At 60.9% G+C, this 17,018-nt stretch carries 16 protein-coding genes and 1 tRNA gene; 4 read left to right on the top strand and 13 right to left on the bottom strand.

All coding sequences use genetic code 11. The features are described 5' to 3' along the window. Nucleotides 1-323: 323 nt before the first annotated feature. A complete protein-coding gene (locus ACR3FE_RS12915; RefSeq protein WP_458207551.1) occupies nucleotides 324-545 on the top strand; it encodes a hypothetical protein in 222 nt (73 codons plus the stop codon). Nucleotides 546-585: 40 nt separating this feature from the next. Here the strand turns inward: ACR3FE_RS12915 and ACR3FE_RS12910 are convergent, their stop codons facing one another. From ACR3FE_RS12910 to ACR3FE_RS12880, 7 genes are all read right to left on the bottom strand, one after another. Continuing rightward, nucleotides 586-1,035, bottom strand: a complete 450-nt coding sequence (locus tag ACR3FE_RS12910; RefSeq protein WP_458207550.1) for a hypothetical protein — start codon at nucleotides 1,033-1,035, stop codon at nucleotides 586-588. Nucleotides 1,036-1,109: 74 nt separating this feature from the next. Then, nucleotides 1,110-1,517: a hypothetical protein gene (locus ACR3FE_RS12905; RefSeq protein ID WP_458207549.1), complete on the bottom strand. Its 408-nt coding sequence runs from the start codon at nucleotides 1,515-1,517 to the stop codon at nucleotides 1,110-1,112. Nucleotides 1,518-1,586: 69 nt separating this feature from the next. Further along, the gene (hemL, locus tag ACR3FE_RS12900; RefSeq protein ID WP_458207548.1) at nucleotides 1,587-2,927 is read right to left on the bottom strand and encodes a glutamate-1-semialdehyde 2,1-aminomutase; all 1,341 of its coding nucleotides are present in this window, start codon (nucleotides 2,925-2,927) and stop codon (nucleotides 1,587-1,589) included. 304 nt (nucleotides 2,928-3,231) lie between these two features. Next, nucleotides 3,232-4,416 (bottom strand): aspartate kinase, encoded by a 1,185-nt coding sequence (locus tag ACR3FE_RS12895; RefSeq protein ID WP_458207547.1) that lies wholly within the window; start codon nucleotides 4,414-4,416, stop codon nucleotides 3,232-3,234. Between the two features lie 469 nt (nucleotides 4,417-4,885). Continuing rightward, nucleotides 4,886-6,094, bottom strand: coding sequence for an ATPase domain-containing protein (locus tag ACR3FE_RS12890; protein WP_458207546.1), 1,209 nt, complete (start codon nucleotides 6,092-6,094; stop codon nucleotides 4,886-4,888). A gap of 148 nt (nucleotides 6,095-6,242) precedes the next feature. Further along, nucleotides 6,243-7,160 carry a hypothetical protein gene (locus tag ACR3FE_RS12885; RefSeq protein WP_458207545.1) on the bottom strand — a complete coding sequence of 306 codons (918 nt, stop codon included), beginning with the start codon at nucleotides 7,158-7,160 and terminating at the stop codon, nucleotides 6,243-6,245. A gap of 102 nt (nucleotides 7,161-7,262) precedes the next feature. Continuing rightward, entirely contained in the window at nucleotides 7,263-8,210 is a 948-nt protein-coding gene (locus ACR3FE_RS12880) for an alpha/beta hydrolase (RefSeq protein ID WP_458207544.1), read from the bottom strand. A 267-nt stretch (nucleotides 8,211-8,477) separates the two neighbouring features. Between ACR3FE_RS12880 and ACR3FE_RS12875 the strand changes: the two genes are divergently transcribed. Then, nucleotides 8,478-9,278 carry a hypothetical protein gene (locus tag ACR3FE_RS12875; protein ID WP_458207543.1) on the top strand — a complete coding sequence of 267 codons (801 nt, stop codon included), beginning with the start codon at nucleotides 8,478-8,480 and terminating at the stop codon, nucleotides 9,276-9,278. Between the two features lie 95 nt (nucleotides 9,279-9,373). On the opposite strand, the gene ACR3FE_RS12870 is transcribed toward ACR3FE_RS12875, so the two are convergent. Beyond that, nucleotides 9,374-9,727 (bottom strand): 4a-hydroxytetrahydrobiopterin dehydratase, encoded by a 354-nt coding sequence (locus ACR3FE_RS12870; RefSeq protein ID WP_458207542.1) that lies wholly within the window; start codon nucleotides 9,725-9,727, stop codon nucleotides 9,374-9,376. Between the two features lie 175 nt (nucleotides 9,728-9,902). After that, nucleotides 9,903-10,715, bottom strand: coding sequence for an alpha/beta fold hydrolase (locus ACR3FE_RS12865; RefSeq protein ID WP_458207541.1), 813 nt, complete (start codon nucleotides 10,713-10,715; stop codon nucleotides 9,903-9,905). Nucleotides 10,716-10,922: 207 nt separating this feature from the next. On the opposite strand from ACR3FE_RS12865, the gene ACR3FE_RS12860 reads away from it, so the two are divergent. Continuing rightward, nucleotides 10,923-11,324 (top strand): hypothetical protein, encoded by a 402-nt coding sequence (locus ACR3FE_RS12860; RefSeq protein ID WP_458207540.1) that lies wholly within the window; start codon nucleotides 10,923-10,925, stop codon nucleotides 11,322-11,324. A gap of 86 nt (nucleotides 11,325-11,410) precedes the next feature. Further along, nucleotides 11,411-11,483, top strand: a tRNA-His gene (locus ACR3FE_RS12855). A gap of 72 nt (nucleotides 11,484-11,555) precedes the next feature. Here the strand turns inward: ACR3FE_RS12855 and ACR3FE_RS12850 are convergent. From ACR3FE_RS12850 to ACR3FE_RS12835, 4 genes are all read right to left on the bottom strand, one after another. After that, on the bottom strand, nucleotides 11,556-12,365 hold the full coding sequence (locus ACR3FE_RS12850) for an HNH endonuclease (RefSeq protein WP_458207539.1): 810 nt from the start codon (nucleotides 12,363-12,365) through the stop codon (nucleotides 11,556-11,558). Between the two features lie 491 nt (nucleotides 12,366-12,856). Then, nucleotides 12,857-13,768, bottom strand: coding sequence for a hypothetical protein (locus ACR3FE_RS12845; protein ID WP_458207538.1), 912 nt, complete (start codon nucleotides 13,766-13,768; stop codon nucleotides 12,857-12,859). A gap of 1,001 nt (nucleotides 13,769-14,769) precedes the next feature. Further along, nucleotides 14,770-15,768, bottom strand: coding sequence for a 3-oxoacyl-ACP synthase (locus ACR3FE_RS12840; RefSeq protein WP_458207537.1), 999 nt, complete (start codon nucleotides 15,766-15,768; stop codon nucleotides 14,770-14,772). After that, nucleotides 15,768-16,922, bottom strand: a complete 1,155-nt coding sequence (locus tag ACR3FE_RS12835) for a branched-chain amino acid ABC transporter permease (protein ID WP_458207561.1) — start codon at nucleotides 16,920-16,922, stop codon at nucleotides 15,768-15,770. The genes ACR3FE_RS12840 and ACR3FE_RS12835 overlap by 1 nt, the downstream gene beginning before the upstream one ends. Nucleotides 16,923-17,018: the final 96 nt, after the last annotated feature.

The following is a 17,018-nucleotide window of genomic DNA, read 5'->3' as shown; positions in this document are numbered from 1 at the left end:
AGCGGTCGGCGACGGCGCACGTCCACCGGGGAGGGACGGGGGCTGCGAGGGCGGGCGGCCCCGGCGGTTCGGGCCGCCCGTCCGCATTCGGTCACGGTCTGTCGCCCTAGTGACTCCTGCTGTGCGGTCGTACTCTAGCGACTCCCGCGGTTGCGGTTACGGTGTTTTGCCCTAGAAACTCCCGCGGTTGCGGTTACGGTGTTTTGCCCTAGAAACTCCCGCGGCGCGGAATCGACCCGAGCGACTCTGACGGTTTCGTACCGACCCAGACTGGCACGCAGAACTGTTTTATCATCACATGGAGATGATCGGGATGATACCGTATGACGTGGCGAGAGGTTCTGTTCATCAGCATGTGGCCGGTGATGCTCGGAATCGGCTACCTACTGTGGCCCCAGAAGATGTTTCGTCTCGACGTGTGGCCATTCGTCTCTGCTTCGACTGATGGACTCACCGAAGATGGTGAGCAAGCTTATCGACGAATCGGCATCCTATGGATTCTCTTCGGTGTCGGGTTCGCGGTCATCGGACTGCTCTACCTGTGAAATTCCCTCTGAGACAGCCACCCCTCGAATCCCCCACCGCTCACGGCACGCCGAGATGTTCGTGACGCAGCCAGAGATAATACACCGAGAACGGAACGCTCACGACGAACCCGGTGATGACGGCGAGCGAGAGGTCGGAAAGTGCGAGTCCGGCCAGTACGACGAGACCGAGGAGTGCGACGAGTGCGTAGTTCCCGCTCGGTTCCCACCCGGCTTCCGCGCGGCTGATGGCCTGCGTGTCCTGAAACACCGCGAGCGGGAAGAAGGCGGTGAGGACGACGAAGGGGACGCCGACCGCGACGAGCGAGACGGCGGCGGCGCGGGTGAGCGGCGAATCGCCCGACCCGGCGAGCAGACCGGGCTCCATCGAGATGGCGAAGGCGACCCAGACGACGGTCACGACCCAGAAGACGAACACAGTCGGTACTGCCGCGATCCAGTACCACCAGCGCGAGTTCACCCGGTCGCCGGAGAGCTTCGGACGTTGCATCTGCTCGTTCGTTAGAGCGGGGGGATAAAACGAATGTCGTCTCCGGAACACTCTCTCCGGTGGGGTTCGCTGGCCTACGGAACGCCGACGTGCTGGTGGCGCTGGTAGAGGTAATAAACGGCCACGGGGACACTCAGCGTGAAGCCGGTCGCCACCGCGCTGACGACGGCGATGAGCGCGTAGAGGACACTATCCGGTCGCCAGTCCAGATTCGAGCGGTTGACCGCCTCGGCGTCGAGGTAGATACCCAGTGGAAACAGGACGAGCATCAGCGTCACGAACAGGCCGAAGACCAGCACACCGAAGAGCGTGAGCACGAAGAACGGCCCGAGAGCACGCGGACTGGCGAATCCGACGCCCCAGCCGATGAGAAACCAGCCGACGAAGAGGATGCCGACGAGCCACGAGACGACGAACGCGATGGGGGTTGCCGCGACGAGATACCACCACTTGGAGTCGACAGTGGAAGACTGGGTCTGCATACGGGACTAGAGTATCCGCGAAGTGATAAACGTACAGCAGATAGCCGACGAAGCTTCTTATTTTCCTGCTTAGAGCGCTTCCTTGTACGCCTCTAGCGTCACCTCGATGTCCTCCTCGGTGTGTGCGTAGCTGACGAACTGCGATTCGAACTGGTTCGCCGTGAGGAAGATGCCCTGCTCCTGCATCGCGGGCCAGAAGAGTCGCTCCCAGCGCTCGGTCTCGGCGCGGTCGACGTCGGCACCGGATTTGGGACAGTAGTCGAATCGCGGGCAGTCGATGTTCTGCCGACAGCCAGCCTCGCAGTGGCCGTCGCGGTCGCTCGGCCCCTCACGGGTGAAGATGACCTTGAAGATGCTGTCCGTGCCCGCCACGGTGTACTCGGGCGCGCGGTCTGCTACGATGTCGGTCAGGCCACGGCGAAGTTGCTCGCCGAGGTCGTTGACGTGGTCGTACACGTCGTTCTCGGCGGCGAAGCGAAGCGTTTCCAGTCCGGCGGTCATCGTCACCGGATGGCCCGAGAACGTCCCGGCCTGGAAGACGGGACCGGTCGGCGAGAACTGCTCGACGATCTCGGCGCGGCCACCGACCGCCCCGATGGGGAAGCCGCCGCCGACGATCTTCCCGAAGGTCGTCAGGTCGGGCATGACGCCGAACTTGCCTTGTGCGCACTGGAGGCCGCCGACCCGGAAGCCGGTGATGACCTCGTCGAAGACGAGCAGCGACCCGTGCTCGTCGGTCACCTCGCGGAGCGTTTCGAGGTAGCCATCGACGGGGTGGACGACGCCGTGATTGCCGAGGATGGGTTCCGCGAGGACGCAGGCGATGTCATCGCCGTGTTCCGTGAACACCTCGTGAATCGCGTCCTCGTCGTTGAACGGAACCGGAATCGTCTCGCGCGCGAAGGCGGCGGGGATACCGCTGGAACTCGGGTCGGCGGGGCGACCCGACTCGCCTTCCACCAGCGTCGAGTCCTGCGCACCGTGGTAGCCGCCCTGCATGACGACGATCTTGTCGCGGCCCGTGTAACCGCGAGCAAGGCGCACGGCGGAGACGGTCGCTTCGGTGCCGCTGTTGACGAATCGAACCATCTCGACGCTCGGGACGTGCCGGGTGACGAACTCGGCGAGTTCGACCTCGACCTCGGTCGGTGCACCGTACATCGGGCCATCGGCGAGACGCGACTGGATCGCCGACTCGACGGGTTGGGGCAGGTCGTGACCCAACAGCAGTGGCCCGTAGCCCATCACGTAATCGAGGTACCGGTTGCCGTCGGCGTCGATGACGTGCGCGCCGTCCCCCCGCTTCACGAAGAAGGGGTAGGGACGCACGGCCCGGACGGGGGAGTTGACGCCGCCGGGGGTGACGGATAGCGCACGGTCGTACAGGTTTCGGGAACGCTCGCGGTTCATAGTCGGCGGGTTCGAACTCCCGCGTAAAGTTTGTGTCGAGAATTGCGTGCGAGATGGGTTGATCATGGCGGGTCGTGTGTCATACAGCCCGCTGTCACCCCGACAGAGACGAAAATCGAGAGCAGTAACCAGTCCGTGTCAAGCCCAGCGACACACGGCACCGCTCAATTCGTGAAGAGGACTGCTGTTTACTGCTGAAAATTGGAACGGTTCATCAGCAGTATCGTTGCTATCATGCACAAGGTGATTGCCGAGAGCTAACTGACTGTACGAGTCGGAAAGCGAGCCCACGAACCGAGAAGCGCTATTGTTGGAAGTGATCTTGCAGAATCTCCAAGGTTTGCTCGCGGTCGTCCCAGTCCACGAACACCGCGACGCTGGTCGCGCTGGTGATCATGTCGTGGATGTTGATGCGGGCGTCCGCGATTGGCGCGACGAGTTCGTGGATGATGCCCGGTCGGTTGGGCAGTTCGCCACCCGTGAGTCGGATGACGGCCACCGGGTCGTGGACGGTGATAGAGGACAGCGACTCCTCGTCGATGACCTCCTGATGGAGGATGTTCTCGGCGCGCTCGGCGACCTCGGTGTCCACGTAGAAGGTGATGCTGTCCATCCCGCTAGCGACGGCGTCGACGTTGATCTCGCTGTTGCCGAGCGCGGTCGAGAGGTCGGCGAGGATGCCGGGGCGGTTTCGGATCGCCCGCCCTGCGACGGTCAGGCAGGCCAGTGGCTCCTCGCGCATGTCGATCAGGTTCTCGAACTGGCCCGTGACGCTCGTCCCACCGGCGAGCAGGTCGCCGTGCTGGTAGTGAACGACGCGAACGTGGAGGTCGTCGTCCTTGTACGAAAGTGCCGAGGGTGCGACGACCTCAGCCCCGCGGAACGAGAGGTTTCGGAGTTCGTCTACCGTAATCTCGCCGACGTTACGAGCACCCTCGACGACGCTCGGGTCGCCGGTCATGACGCCCTCGACGTCGGTGACGATGACGACCTCGTCAGCGTCCATGAACGTCCCGAGCATGACCGCTGTCGTGTCGCTCCCGCCGCGACCGAGCGTCGTCACGCCGCCGTCGTCGTCTTGGGCGAGAAAGCCCGTGATGACCGGTACCGTGCCGTCCATCTGGGAAGCGAGTTCGGCGGCGCGCGCCTTGGTTTCCTCGGTGTTCACTTCGCCCCGCGAATCGGTGATGACGGGCCAGTCGTCGCTCCCCGGTTCGAGAAACGTGGCGTACACACCGCGTGCGGAGAGTGCGGCTTTGAGCATCCGGACGCTGGTTCGCTCGCCCATGCTGACAATCTCGGCGCGGTCGGGGTCGTCCGCATCGAACTGGATCTCGTCCAACAGTTCGTCGGTCGTGTTCCCCATCGCGCTGGCCACGACCGCGATCTCGTGTCCGGCCTCGACGGCGGCGGCGACGGAATCTGCGGCCCGGTTGATGCGATCACCGCTGCCGAGGCTGGTACCCCCGAACTTGGCGACTACGCGCACCGAACCACCCCGTGTTCCAGTGGTCGGCAATTCATGTGCAGACATAGCAACGGTGGCCAGATAACTGCTTTCATGTCCGGAATTTCTGCCAGTTGCTGGCTCGTTTCGAAGTCAGCGATAAACTGTACCCAGTATGATGGATACTATTATCCGCGGAGAAATCGACACTATAGAAGATGGTCGAACCGAACCACCAGACGCGCCGAGCACCGCTCGGACTCTTCGTCGGGGTCTGGGTGCTGTACGCACTCTACGAACTGTGGACGAGTGGAATCAACTGGCAGAGCGGGGGTGCGGTCGCGTTCGTCGGTGCAAGCACTGCTGTCAGTCTCGGCTGTCTCGTCTGGGCGGTCGGTATCGTTACTGGCGATTACCCACAGCGCCGTCCGACGTATCAACGGCTCATGCGACTCTTCGGCGGCATCGGAATCGCGTTTCTCGGTGGGGGTCGTCTTCGCCGTTTGAGAGGTCACTCGTCCATATCGGCTTCGGACGAGTCGTGGTGCGCTGGTTCTGGCGGCCTGTCTGCCGACAGTTCTCCCGACTCGGATTCAGGTAGGTCGGCTGCGGTGTCACCAGAGTCACTCTCGGGCTGGTCAGACGGTTCCGATTCGGATGCCGATTCGTCCAACATCGCCTCCGATTTTTCGAGTTCTTCGATGGGGTCGAACATGACCAACCCATCTTCACTGGTGTACTCGTAGGCCACCCACTCCGGGATCGTGAGGACGCTGTTCATCTTCCGGATTCGAATCCGCTTGACGAGCACGTCCTCGATGATGGTGCCGTTCAGTTGCAGGTCGACGATGCCGTCGATGACGTAGCCCATGTCGTGCGGGAAGGTTTCGTCCTCTCTCGTGAGCGTGCCGCCCGCGAACACGGGAACGAACCGCCCTTTGCACACGTCGGCCCGGAGGTCTTTCACGAAATCGTAGGCCTGCACTGGCTGGACGAGCGTGCCGAACTCCGTCAGCGAGTCGATGACGACGATACCGGTATCGCTCATCGACAGTGCTTCGAGGCAGTTGTCGAGTTTGTGCTGCAGTTCGCTCGTGTCGCTGGGGTCTCGAACCGTCGTCGTCGCGGCGGTCGTAACCCGGTGGAGAAACTGGTTCCACTCGTCCATCCGGGCGAACATCCGCTTGCGGTCGCCCACTCGGTAGGTGAAACAGTCGAGGATATGCAACTGGCCGGATTCGAGATACGGCAGGACGTTCCACTCCAGCGAGAGGAACTGCTCGACGACCGAGATCGGGGGTTCGGTGAAGCTGACGACGACGGCGGATTCGTCGCGCCGGAGCGTTCGCCAGACGAGTTCGGCCTGGATGGCGTTGTCGCGGGTTCCCTCCTCCCCGGAGAGCAGGATGAACGAGTTCCGAGGAAGCCCTTCGGGAAGGTGTTCGTCCAGCGCCGAGACGCCCGTGTCGATCCGGCGGAACCCGTGATATTCGGTGAACACCCGGTCGTTCTCTTGCATCGCGTCCCGGCACGCCGTCGAGCAGAATTCGTAGGTGACCGACTCGTATTCGAGTGTCACTGCCGTCTCGGGACACAGCAGGCGACAGAAATCACACCGACGTTTCTCGCCATCTTGATGCGTCTCGTCACCCGGATGTTGCTCCTCACCCGGATGCTGTTCATCGCCGGGATGATTCTCATCACCGGGCGTGTCGCTCATGGCCGAGCGTAAGTGTTCGAGCGAAATGAACCTACGGAAAATCCGAATCGTCGCCGACTACCGACAGACCACCACGTATCCCAAACGGACCGATAGCAGGCGGTACACGTCTATTGCGAGAGGTGCGCGTCGATTTCGGTAGTGTACGTCATCTCCCCGCCGCCATCTCAGCGGGGTCGGTCGCCGGAGACGACGAAGTCGACTCACGCCCAGGTTGGATCGACAGCACGAACCTGGCCATCAGGGCGACACCGAGGAGACTCAGAACACCGAAAATGACTATCTGCGGTACCGGCACGCGTTGGCCATCGAGAATCTGGAAGGTGGCCATCGCCAGCACCGCCAGTCCCAGGGTTGCGATCTTGACGAGCAGAACGCCAGTGAACGCGTAGCCCCACGCCCGTCCGTGCCAGAGCCAGGACGCCGAGAGCGCGAATGCAGGCACGAGAACACCCAGGTCGAGCGAATAGATGACGTTCACCGGGATGTCCGCCGTCACGATACTCTGTGGAATCGTGCCGTCGAGTGTCGCCGGGAGGATTGCCGACAGCCACATGAGCACGACCAGGATGGCGACGGCGAGCTGGAATGCGACGTACGACCGTACCGACCGGTCATCGGCCCGTCGATCACCGACCGATTGATTGCCAGCCGACCGACCGCCGACCGCTCGCTTCAGAGCCACAGCATCGAGATGAACCATCCCGCCGACGAACGTGAACAGGGTCACGCCGAACAGGGCGACGTAGACCAGATACAGCTCGTTGAACGCCGTCATGAACGCGTAGGAGGCGTAGGTGTACAGCAGATAGCCGGTCACACCGAGCCAGACGACGTACCCCCGGAGCGAGCCGCGAGCAGTGTAGTACAGGGCGATGGCGAGCACCGGAACGGCCACGGCGAGCGTCACCAGATCCTGTCCGTAGAGCTGCGGGAGTTGGGACGGCGCATCTCGATAGAGACCGGGGACGAAGAGCCCGACGACGGTTGCAACGACCGTCAGTACGAGCGTTGCGAGCGATGCACCGACGTACGGTCGTGGTATCGAAACGCGAAACGAAGTCATATGGATTCACCGCTGCTAGTTAGCAGGGAGACGACGTGACGAGACGTGTTGGTTCCCGATTCCTGAGAACCGCTGGCGGACGACGCCAACGCAGCGACCGTGTCACCGTTCGCTCCCGAACGATTCCTGGAGGTCGTCTCCGATAGCAGTGATCGCGGCCCGTGCCTGGCGCAACTCCGGGTCGTCGAGCAGGCCGATGAACCCGTGGATCGAGTCGTCGTAATCCCGGTGTTCGACCCGGACATCGGCGTCCAGAAGGCGCTCTGCGTACGCGATTCCCTCGGCACGCAAGCGGTCGAACCCACAGGTCAGAACCGTCGCGGGCGGGAGTCCGTGCAGGTCGCGCGCCTGCAACGGCGAGGCATACGGATTCCTGCCGTCGAAATCGCTTTCGAGGTAGTGGTTCCAGACCCACGCAACGTCTTCTTTCGTGAAGACGTACCACTCGGGATGCTCGTCGTCTACCGTGGTGAGGAACGAGTGGTCGGTCGGCGGGTAGATGAGCACCTGATGTGCGAGACGCGGCCCGTGGTCGCGGGCGTGCAGTGCGACAGCGGCAGCCAGATTCCCACCCGCACTTTCACCACCGACGGCGAGACGGTCGGGGTCACCGTGAACCGCCTCGGGATTCTCGACGACCCACTCGGTCGCGGCGTAGCAGTCTTCGACGGCAGCAGGGAACGGATGTTCGGGTGCGAGACGGTAGTCGACCGAAACGACCACGCACTCGATCGTGTTCGTCAGCGCCCGACAGATGCCGTCGTCCGTGTCGAGACTCCCCATCACCCAGCCCCCACCGTGAAAGTACACGAGAACTGGAAACGGTGCCGAGCCATCGGGCGTGTAGACCCTGATCGGAAGGCTCCCTGCAGGCCCGGCTACCGTGAGATCTCGAACCGCGGCGACGGGTTCGGGTTCCTCGGGCGGTTCCCACAGGTTCGCGAGTAGTTGTCGTGCCCCATCGATGGAGAGCGCGCTGAATCGCGGAATCCCCCGCTCTCTCCGTGCAGTGAAGATCGCTTGCATCTCCGGATGTGGTTCTCGTGCCATCGCAGACCGCAATGTGGTACGATACCGGAGTGCATAGCTCTGTGCGGTGTCGAAGTGAATAGCGTTTCAGCGTTCGTCGCCCGCCGTCGCGCTGTGTATCGGGATGGGCCAAAGACGTTATCGACTGTCCCGGAGTCTCTTATTCGGTGGTCTGGTATGACACCCAGAGAGAGGAGCGTACCGACCGATATCGATGTGAGAAGCGATCGGCGGACGTTTCTGCAGCGACTCGCATTGGTGGCACCGCTCGGACGAGGTCGACCGACCGTGGCCACGAGGGGCCATTCCGCGGTCGAAGAGAAAAGACAACTTCGCGGTGACGAAGCGCGTGCCCCGGTCATCCTTGCCGATGGGACACGACGGTATTTCAGGTACGAACTGGACACGGATACGCCTACAGATTGGGAGGAGACGGACCGAGACGATATGCCGGTCTGGGAGGACGACGACGCCGTGCATTGGATCGATACCACGGTGAGGGATCCGGATTCGAACCGTCCCAGTCTCGACATCACGATTTATCAAGAGGTAGTGTTCACCGCAGACTGTGACGGCAGCGGAATCGCACATCCGGGGTTGTCACCAGCGGAGTGGGAACGACAGGACTCGGTCTCGAATGCGGATCTCGACAGTTGGCTCGTCCTCTGGGCGGCAGACGAGGTTCAGGTCGCATTCGACCACGTCATCTGGCAGTTGGCCGGGGGCACAGTCGATACACCTGCCGAGAAATACGGTGTGACTGCGACGGAGACCGACATCTTCTACGGTGAGACGTACCCCGGCACGTGCCGAATCCGTCTCGTCGGCATCGACCCACAGCAGATCGTCAAAGCCGGTCAGGGGCCGCTTCCGGCAGCAAGAAACGGCTCGGTACTGTTCCAACTACCAGCGATTTCGGCAAGCGACTGGTCACGGGTGTTCCGGAGCGCAGACCCGAGCCAGACGAAACACCCCCACCTGTTCGTCCGCAGTTGGAAGCAGGTACTTACTGAACCCATCGCCGTCGAACTCGCACCGCGTCGACGGTTCGATATGTTGTTCGACCGCGACGAATGCGGTTCGGAGTGACCGAGACAGCTGTCCGTCGTCGTTCGGAACCCGAGTCGAGACGGCGTCGTGTCCGTATTCGATACGAGTGACGCGATGCGTCTCACAGGTCGCCGCTACTCCGGGGCGTAGCTCTCGTGGATGCGATCCATTCGCGCTGCCATCACGAAGTCTGTCTTGTGGAGGCCGTCGATCTTGTGCGTCCACATCTCGATCCCTACCTCGCCCCACTGCAAGTGGATGTCCGGGTGGTGCCACTCCTCTTCGGCGAGTTCGCCGACCTCGTAGGTGAATTCGAGCGCGTCGCGGAAATCGTCGAATTCGAACGTCCCGTCGAGATGATGGTCGTCCACCACCTTCCAGACATCGTCGTCGAGTTCGGTCAGGTAGTCGGCGTACTCCGTCTTGGCGAGCGGTTCGTCTTCAGAGGTGCATGCCTCACACGCATGGTCTGCAAGTGCCGTGGCCATAGCAGGGGATAGGATAGCCTATCGCTTGTATCTATAGCTCGATGGCGACGGTGGGAGAGCGTTCAGCGGCAGAATCGCCGGGGAGAGAGCCGTGTTTCGACCTTGTTGTCGGTGACGCTCCGTCGTCAACCACGCTCCATCGTCGGTGACGCTCTGTCGGCCACGCTCCGAAGGCTCACAGCGAGTCGGCGAAGTCACTCACCACCCGGTTGAACTGCTCGGGTTCTTCGACGGTGAGACAGTGCCCGCTGTCCTCGAACAGTTCGAATCTGGACTCCGGGGCGAGTTCCGCGGCGAATTCGACGGCGGCGACGGTTCGCCACTTCTCGTCCACCCCGGCGCACACCAGCATCGGGACGTCGATCTCGGGGAGTACGTCGCGATAATCGGCCATCATTGCGTCGAGGATGATCGCGCTTTTGATCGACGGTGGACACCGAGCTGTTTCGTCGAACATCGTGCGTCGCAACTCCGGCGTCGGAGGGTCTTTGAGGAGATCATCCGTGATGTGGTCGATGAGGCGCCAGTGGTCCGTCTGGACGCTACTGTGAACGTCCCTGAGTCGTTCCGGGTCGTAGGTTCCGTGTCCGTCGTCCGCCCAGATCGACGGTGCCGGTTCCATGTCGATGTCGACCAGTGCTCGAACCAGGCCCGTCCCGTACCGGTCGACGTACTCCCACGAGACGAGCACGCCCAGCGACCACCCGACGAGAATCGCCTCGTCGAGGTCGCGCTGGTCAAGGAAGGCATGAAGATCGTGAGCGTACTGCCGGATAGTGTGCCCCGCTTCTGTCTTCTCCGACCGACCGTGCCCTCTGAAATCGAATGCGAGCGTTCGATACTCGTCCGAAAGCCCAGTCAGTTGCGCGTCGAAGTATCTGAGCCCTGCCCACGCCCCGTGGAGAAAGACGATCGGTCGCCCCTCGCCATACTCCTCGTAGTAGAGATTCGCGCCGTTGCACCGAACGGTCGATGGTGAATCCGTCATGGCTACCCGGCGGTGGAAGCTTTCGTTCTTCTCATTCGTTCTGAATGATTCATATTCGAACACACACCATGAGGTATGTGAGCATGTAACTTAGACATTCCTTCATTCGTTCCGAGACGCATCTCGGTGGTCGTTTGTCGTACCGCATAGAAGAGCGGGGGCATATTCGGCATGAAGAATTATTGCGACGGGGTGACAATGACCACCATGCGCGTCCGAGACGCAATCGAAGCAGATGGCGGACGCCTCGCCGAACTCGCCGACGTTCCGACGGAAGTGATGGCCGACGTGGTTCACGACCGGACGGTCTGCGTCGCCGAGTCCGACGAAGAGATCCAGGGTTTCGTCGGCTTCGATGCACTCGAGAACAGGGTCTGTGTGACCCATCTCTACGGGACGGAGTCTGCTTGCGAGCACCTGCTGGACGAGCCGATTCGGTTCGCGGAGAACGAAAAGATGGCCGTGGAGATGCTCCTCCCTGAATCGGAAGCCGACACCGCCGCAGCCGCAGAGCGCGTGGGCTTCGAACGAGCCGGGTCTGGACCGCGATTCGGGGGACAGCAGACCCTTCGGTTTCGACTGGAGAATCCAGAGCGGGCAGCGGAGTGAGGTGTGTTCACAGAGCGAAAATCGCCAGCCGTCTCGCCTGCTTCCGAAACGTATTTTAATCTCACCCGTTTACGAGGATATGCGTGTCCGGGTTGGGGTAGTGGACTATCCTCCAGCCTTGTGGAGGCTGGGACGCGGGTTCGATTCTCGCACCTGGACCTTATACGAAATAAAGTCTTAAACAGCCATTTGGCCGGTTTACACTCTTCTGTGGCACTCACTCCATAGTCATCATTCAGCTCCGATTATCGCCCGTAGTTCGTCCCGCGAAATTGTCTCATACTCTGCTTTTCGGTGACAGCTGCTACAGAGTGAGGCCACATTGTCGAGGAAGTGGGCGTCCGTGAGAGTGTGGTCGTCTGATTCGATGAACCAGCGAACCGGAACGATGTGATGGACATCCGGATTCCGCCCAAGTTCCTCCCGAGTCGACCCACAGACGAGACATCGATGGCCATCTCGTTCGAGGGCATTGCGGCGAACCTCGTTCCATCCCGTTCCGTATTCTGGGTTACCACCACCGTTCCAATTCGGATGCTTCGACCCACTGAATCGCTTTGAGAGCCAGTCTCGACGACATGCTTCGCTACAGACGACCACCTCACCGATGTTACTCGGATATCGCTCGACGGTAGTATCGCATATGACGCAGTCGACCTGCCGTTTGCCACCATTCCATCGCGGATTATCTTCACCGACGGCCGTTGGCGGCGTTTGCCAATCTTCCGTTTGCACACACTCCGAACAGTAGCGTCCCTCCTTCTCAGACGGATAGTACTCGAAGGTGGCGTCACAGAGGTCACACGTCCCGACGGTTTTGCCGCCTTTGTAGTTTGGATTGTTCGACCCCCAGTTGGACGAGCCCTGTTCACGGCACGTCGAAGAACAGTACTTCTTCTCGTACTCGCAGTAGAATTTGGATCCACAAGCCGCACACGTCCGGTTCGGAAACCGTCCATCATGCGCTCTGTGGTGATGAATACGTCGTCCACGCTGCGAGTCGAACACCCGGTCACACGTCGGGCAGGGAAACTCGCTCATTCGGCGTACCCTCCCCACGAGAAAAGAAGATCGTCGTTCGATTCGTTCGCCAGCACAGTCGCTACTCGGTGGTATCGCTCGTTGCAAGCCATGGTATCTCGCAGGCCCGGCGATGCGCGCCTGCACCCCTGCAGGCGCGTGAAAATCAACTTACGGTAGTCGTGATGACGTCCAAAACGCCTTATCGACTACAAAAATCACAGGAATGAGGCGAGAAAGCCCACGACTTCAGTCGTGGGGGGCCGTCACTGGGCGGTCGATTTCAGTTGACTCACGATCACAGACACGGCGTGTCCGAGTTGTATCGAAAAAAGGGGGTTTGGCAGGCGAACAAGGAGAAATAGATAAACTACTGATCTCCGACGATTGCGGTCACGACCGATCACCATGCACAACGCGTCGACAGCTCGGCCGCAAAAACGAATCACTGACCGAACCGGCGTCGAGACCGAGAGACAATCCGTAGACCGTACTCACTCCGTTCCCACGATTCACACGCGGTCGGCCGGGTCGCCGGGGAGGAATCCGTCGAATCGGTCGTTCACCATCCTCGCTCTCACGGTTACGGTCGAACCGTCCGTCGTGTAGGAGATGTCGTCGTACTCGTTCAGCCCTGGTTTCCGTTCGAACTGGCTTTGGATTGGATCGGTGACTGCTTCACTCGGATCGCTGAACAGGAACGTGGTGACGTATTCCGATTTCGGTCGTGAAAGCGCGAACCCATACGCGATGCCGAGACAGCCAGTGAATCGGAGGGTCTCAGGTTTCGGGGTCGAAACACGCTCGAATGTTTTGATAGGCTCCGCCGAAAGTGAGCGTATAGTCTTCGTGAGGGTACGGAATGCGTCGTTGGTGTCCACGTACGCACCACCGTTCTGGTGTGCATCGATCACTTCCATGGTAGCGGTTTTCGAGTCGATCTGTGACGTCCGGTCGTCACCGCCGGCCATCTGGATTCCTGCACCAGTCCCAACGACGACGGCATCCTCGGAAACACCGATGATGTGCTGATATCCAGTTTCGCTCGGCGTGAAAATCTCGAACGGCCCGACGTCTCGGAGTTTGGTAAGGCCCTTTTGTGTCGCTGTTGACGCAACCGTCTCTGGCTCGAATTGCCCGAGGTAGATTCGTGCACTCTGGTCGGCGACATCGATTCGAGCGTCGATTGCAGACGGTGAGATGTCGAGAATGCTCGCATCCGGAACGGACGAGAGTCGGTTATAGAACTCAGGATGAAGGGCGTCCTCGAACGGGCGAATCCGCTCGAGATTCCAGACGATGACATCGCTGATGAGGTAGTGTTTCCGTCCGTTCATCGATGTCGGTTCGGGCACCCAGGAATCGATACCGATCGGTTCAGCCGCCTGTGTCGCAGACGAGCCGGGAAATTCGGATGGAATCATGCGTAAGCAACCGCTGAGAGACACCCCAGCGAGTGTGCCACCGGCTCCCCGGAGCAATCGTCGTCGCGAATATGATGTCATTACATATACTATTTTAAGATGGTAAATATCATTTCCGTTCGATAGCAGGGGTGATTGAATAAGTCGATTCTCAGTATCATCTCTGAAATTGACAGCCAGTAACAGTCGATACAAGGGTGCGTTTTCTGCCACAAAGGAAATCAGCTACACCCCTCCGAAGCGCCCAGACAACCGATGAGAATGGCCGAGAGCGGCGCTCGGGCACACAGGTTTGGCGTACACCCCGCAAATCGTCCGGGAGAAGGGCTGTCGTGAGGAGGATGGAGATTGAGATGGTTCGGAGAGAAGAATGCACAGCAGTGCGAGACGAGTCGGGGTTCGAAGCAGGTAGTGAGAATCCTCCTACCGCTGGATTCTGGGTTAATAAATCAGTTCAGAAGTATGGGTTTCAAAATAGGAGAATCGACAGACACAACAGATTTGTACCGGTATTAAGACGGCCGAATACTGTCTCGATTTTCGCAGAGCACCCGGCATCTAGACACGTGAATACCGGGTGATTCCCGGCGGAAACAGTCTGTAGACGCCGAATACCCGATTTCGAACAGTGGTGTAGACAGGCCGGTCGTGAAGTGCTGAAACGCCCGGTTTGACCGACGAATGCGGGGGTGTACCGTCGAATTTGTGTTTTGGGTCGGTGGTCAGATGAAATGTACTTGTCCCCCCGACAGTCGTTTCGGCCAGAGATTGGACAGAGAACGTCTCTCGCACCATACTTCGGCAGCGAACAGACATGGTGTGTTGGCGGACAAGACCCCGCGTAAGCGGGCGACTTTTGATTTCGAAAACGGTCGTCTACACCCCCTGCTGTCCGGTGAATTCCCGGAGTATGGCCGTTTTGTACGCACCCGTTCTAGCAGTCGACCGAGGTGAATTTCTGGGAGAGATCCGTCAAAAAGGGGGTGTAGAGTCAGCGGAGGTCAGTGCCATTCGAGCACGGTCGCCGCCCACGTATAACCGGTTCCGGCGGCGAGGAAACAGACCACGTCGCCGGGTTCGACCAGTCCCTCTCGGATTCCGGCATCCAAGGCGAGCACCTGATCGACGCTCTGGACGTGACCGAACTCGTCCAGATAGTAGTCGTCTGCGTCGAGTTTCGAGCAGAGGAGGTCGTGGAACGACCGCTTCATGTGCGTGAGGGCGGCGAAATCGAGGTCGTCACGGTCGTAGCCCGAGCGTTCGAGGGCCGTCTCGGCGACGCTAAGGAAGTTCTGGAGACTGGTCTCCGCCAGTCGTTCTTTCATCCCGTCCGGGTCGGGGACGATGAGGGCGTGGAACCCTGCCTGGATCGTCGTGTGACTCGGGGGATTGCGCGACCCGCCTCCAGGCATCACCACGTCTTCGGAGAAACTGCCGTCGGTCACTGCGGCACTCTCCCGAATCGTTGCACGAGCGTCGTCTGGCTCGGCCTCCAGCACCATCGCACTCGCCCCGCTCCCGAAGTTGAACATGAACGACGAGTCTTCGTTCGCGTAATCGACGAGGTCTTCTTCCCGACTCGCCGAGACGAGGAGGATTCGTTCGACGTGGTCTGCAACGAGCATCGACTTCGCCTGCCGGAGTGCGATGGGTGCGCCAGCACAGAGCGCGTAGCTCTCGCTGGCGAATGCACCGTCGGCACCGAGTCGCTCTGCGATATTGGCGGCGGCACTCCAGACGACGAAATCCTTGTACTCGCTTCCGTGATAGAGCACGGCATCCAGATCGGTCGCCCCGATTCCAGCGTCAGCGAGGGCGTCGGTGGCGGCTTCGACGCACATATCGGTGGCGTGGTCTGCATCAGGGGAACAGACGTGTTTCTCTCGAATGCCCATCTTCTCGACGACGACGTCTTCGGGGACACCGCTTCGTCGGGCGATCTCCTCGCCCGAGACGGTCTGGTCGGGGACGTAGAGTCCGTATCCCGTGAGTCCGACCATCAGCGATACCTCCGGAGGCGTTCAGGGAGTTCTTTCGCCACGAGACCACCGAGTCGGTCACGGAGCGTGCCGAGCAGTCCGTTCGGGACGAACAGCACGAACAGCACGAACAGGGCACCGACGTAGAGGTTCGCGTGGCCGTTCAGGAACGTCTCGATACCCTCCTGGACGGTCAGTCCGTTGAACAGTTCCATCCCCATCGTCCCCTCGCCGAGATGCGTCCGAAGGTACGGCAGGAGTCCACCGCCCTCGCCTGCTTTCGAGAGGAACTCCCGGATCGTTTCGTCGAACAGATGGCCGTACAGCGGCCCGGCGAGCGTCCCGAACCCACCGATGATGGCCGCCAGTAAGGCGTCACCTGCCACGAGGAAGTAGAACGACTCGTCGGGCGAGACGCTTCGCTGGTAACCCGCCAACAGTCCACCCGCGATGGCCGCGAAGAAGGCGCTGATGGCGAACGCGCCGAGTTTGTAGCGGAAGGTGTCGTAGCCCACGGCGATGGCGCGCTCTTCGTTCTCGCGGATGGCGATCATCACCCGCCCGAAGGGAGAGTGGATGATCCGCTGCATGGCGAAGTAGCAGACGAGTACGACGAGACCGACCATGTAGTAGGAGACCTCCGTCTGGCCGAGTTGGACGAAGCCGAGCGACACCTCGTCACCCGTCAACTGTCCGATCGCCAGATTGAGCGCATCCACGCCGGGGACGCCGATGTTGAGTCCCGACGAGCCACCGAGGAAGACGCCATCGCGCGGATTCGAGCCGACGTAGTCCCAGCCCCGGATGAACACGTACAGCACCTGCGCGAAGCCGAGCGTTATCATGGCGAAGTAGACACCCGTGAGTCGGAACGAGACGGCACCGATACTGAGTGCAAGCGTGGCGGCGACGAGTCCGGCCAGCAGGAGCGATATCATGAACGGCGTCCCCTCGGGCACGAGCGGGATCTTCCCGTTCGAGACGAGGATGACGAAGTACGCACCCGTGCCGTAGAAACCGGCATGACCGAACGAGAGGTAGCCGGTGTAGCCGCTGATGAAGTCGAACGACATGGCGAACAGGCCGAAATACAACACCGGAAGCATCGTTTCGACGCGCGGGAGGAGCGTCGCGGCCTCCGTCCCGAACGGCGAGTTCACCAGCAGGTGATAGATGCCGGGGTAGGCCGCAAGGAAGGCGATGACCCCGAGGTGAACGAGGTGGTCGCGGGCGTACGCCGTGACCCACGAGTGGGTCGTCTCGGTGGTCAC

It is taken from the genome of Haladaptatus rarus (assembly GCF_054177585.1).
This window is presented reverse-complemented; position numbering and strand designations above follow the sequence as displayed.

What these genes read in the sequence shown, in the direction of transcription:
- ACR3FE_RS12915 (WP_458207551.1), top strand. Translation starts at nt 324, where the DNA reads ATGACGTGGCGAGAGGTTCTGTTCATCAGCATGTGGCCGGTGATGCTC.
- ACR3FE_RS12910 (WP_458207550.1), bottom strand. Translation starts at nt 1,035, where the DNA reads ATGCAACGTCCGAAGCTCTCCGGCGACCGGGTGAACTCGCGCTGGTGG.
- ACR3FE_RS12905 (WP_458207549.1), bottom strand. Translation starts at nt 1,517, where the DNA reads ATGCAGACCCAGTCTTCCACTGTCGACTCCAAGTGGTGGTATCTCGTC.
- hemL (WP_458207548.1), bottom strand. Translation starts at nt 2,927, where the DNA reads ATGAACCGCGAGCGTTCCCGAAACCTGTACGACCGTGCGCTATCCGTC.
- ACR3FE_RS12890 (WP_458207546.1), bottom strand. Translation starts at nt 6,094, where the DNA reads ATGAGCGACACGCCCGGTGATGAGAATCATCCCGGCGATGAACAGCAT.
- ACR3FE_RS12885 (WP_458207545.1), bottom strand. Translation starts at nt 7,160, where the DNA reads ATGACTTCGTTTCGCGTTTCGATACCACGACCGTACGTCGGTGCATCG.
- ACR3FE_RS12880 (WP_458207544.1), bottom strand. Translation starts at nt 8,210, where the DNA reads ATGGCACGAGAACCACATCCGGAGATGCAAGCGATCTTCACTGCACGG.
- ACR3FE_RS12870 (WP_458207542.1), bottom strand. Translation starts at nt 9,727, where the DNA reads ATGGCCACGGCACTTGCAGACCATGCGTGTGAGGCATGCACCTCTGAA.
- ACR3FE_RS12865 (WP_458207541.1), bottom strand. Translation starts at nt 10,715, where the DNA reads ATGACGGATTCACCATCGACCGTTCGGTGCAACGGCGCGAATCTCTAC.
- ACR3FE_RS12860 (WP_458207540.1), top strand. Translation starts at nt 10,923, where the DNA reads ATGCGCGTCCGAGACGCAATCGAAGCAGATGGCGGACGCCTCGCCGAA.
- ACR3FE_RS12850 (WP_458207539.1), bottom strand. Translation starts at nt 12,365, where the DNA reads ATGAGCGAGTTTCCCTGCCCGACGTGTGACCGGGTGTTCGACTCGCAG.
- ACR3FE_RS12845 (WP_458207538.1), bottom strand. Translation starts at nt 13,768, where the DNA reads ATGATTCCATCCGAATTTCCCGGCTCGTCTGCGACACAGGCGGCTGAA.
- ACR3FE_RS12840 (WP_458207537.1), bottom strand. Translation starts at nt 15,768, where the DNA reads ATGGTCGGACTCACGGGATACGGACTCTACGTCCCCGACCAGACCGTC.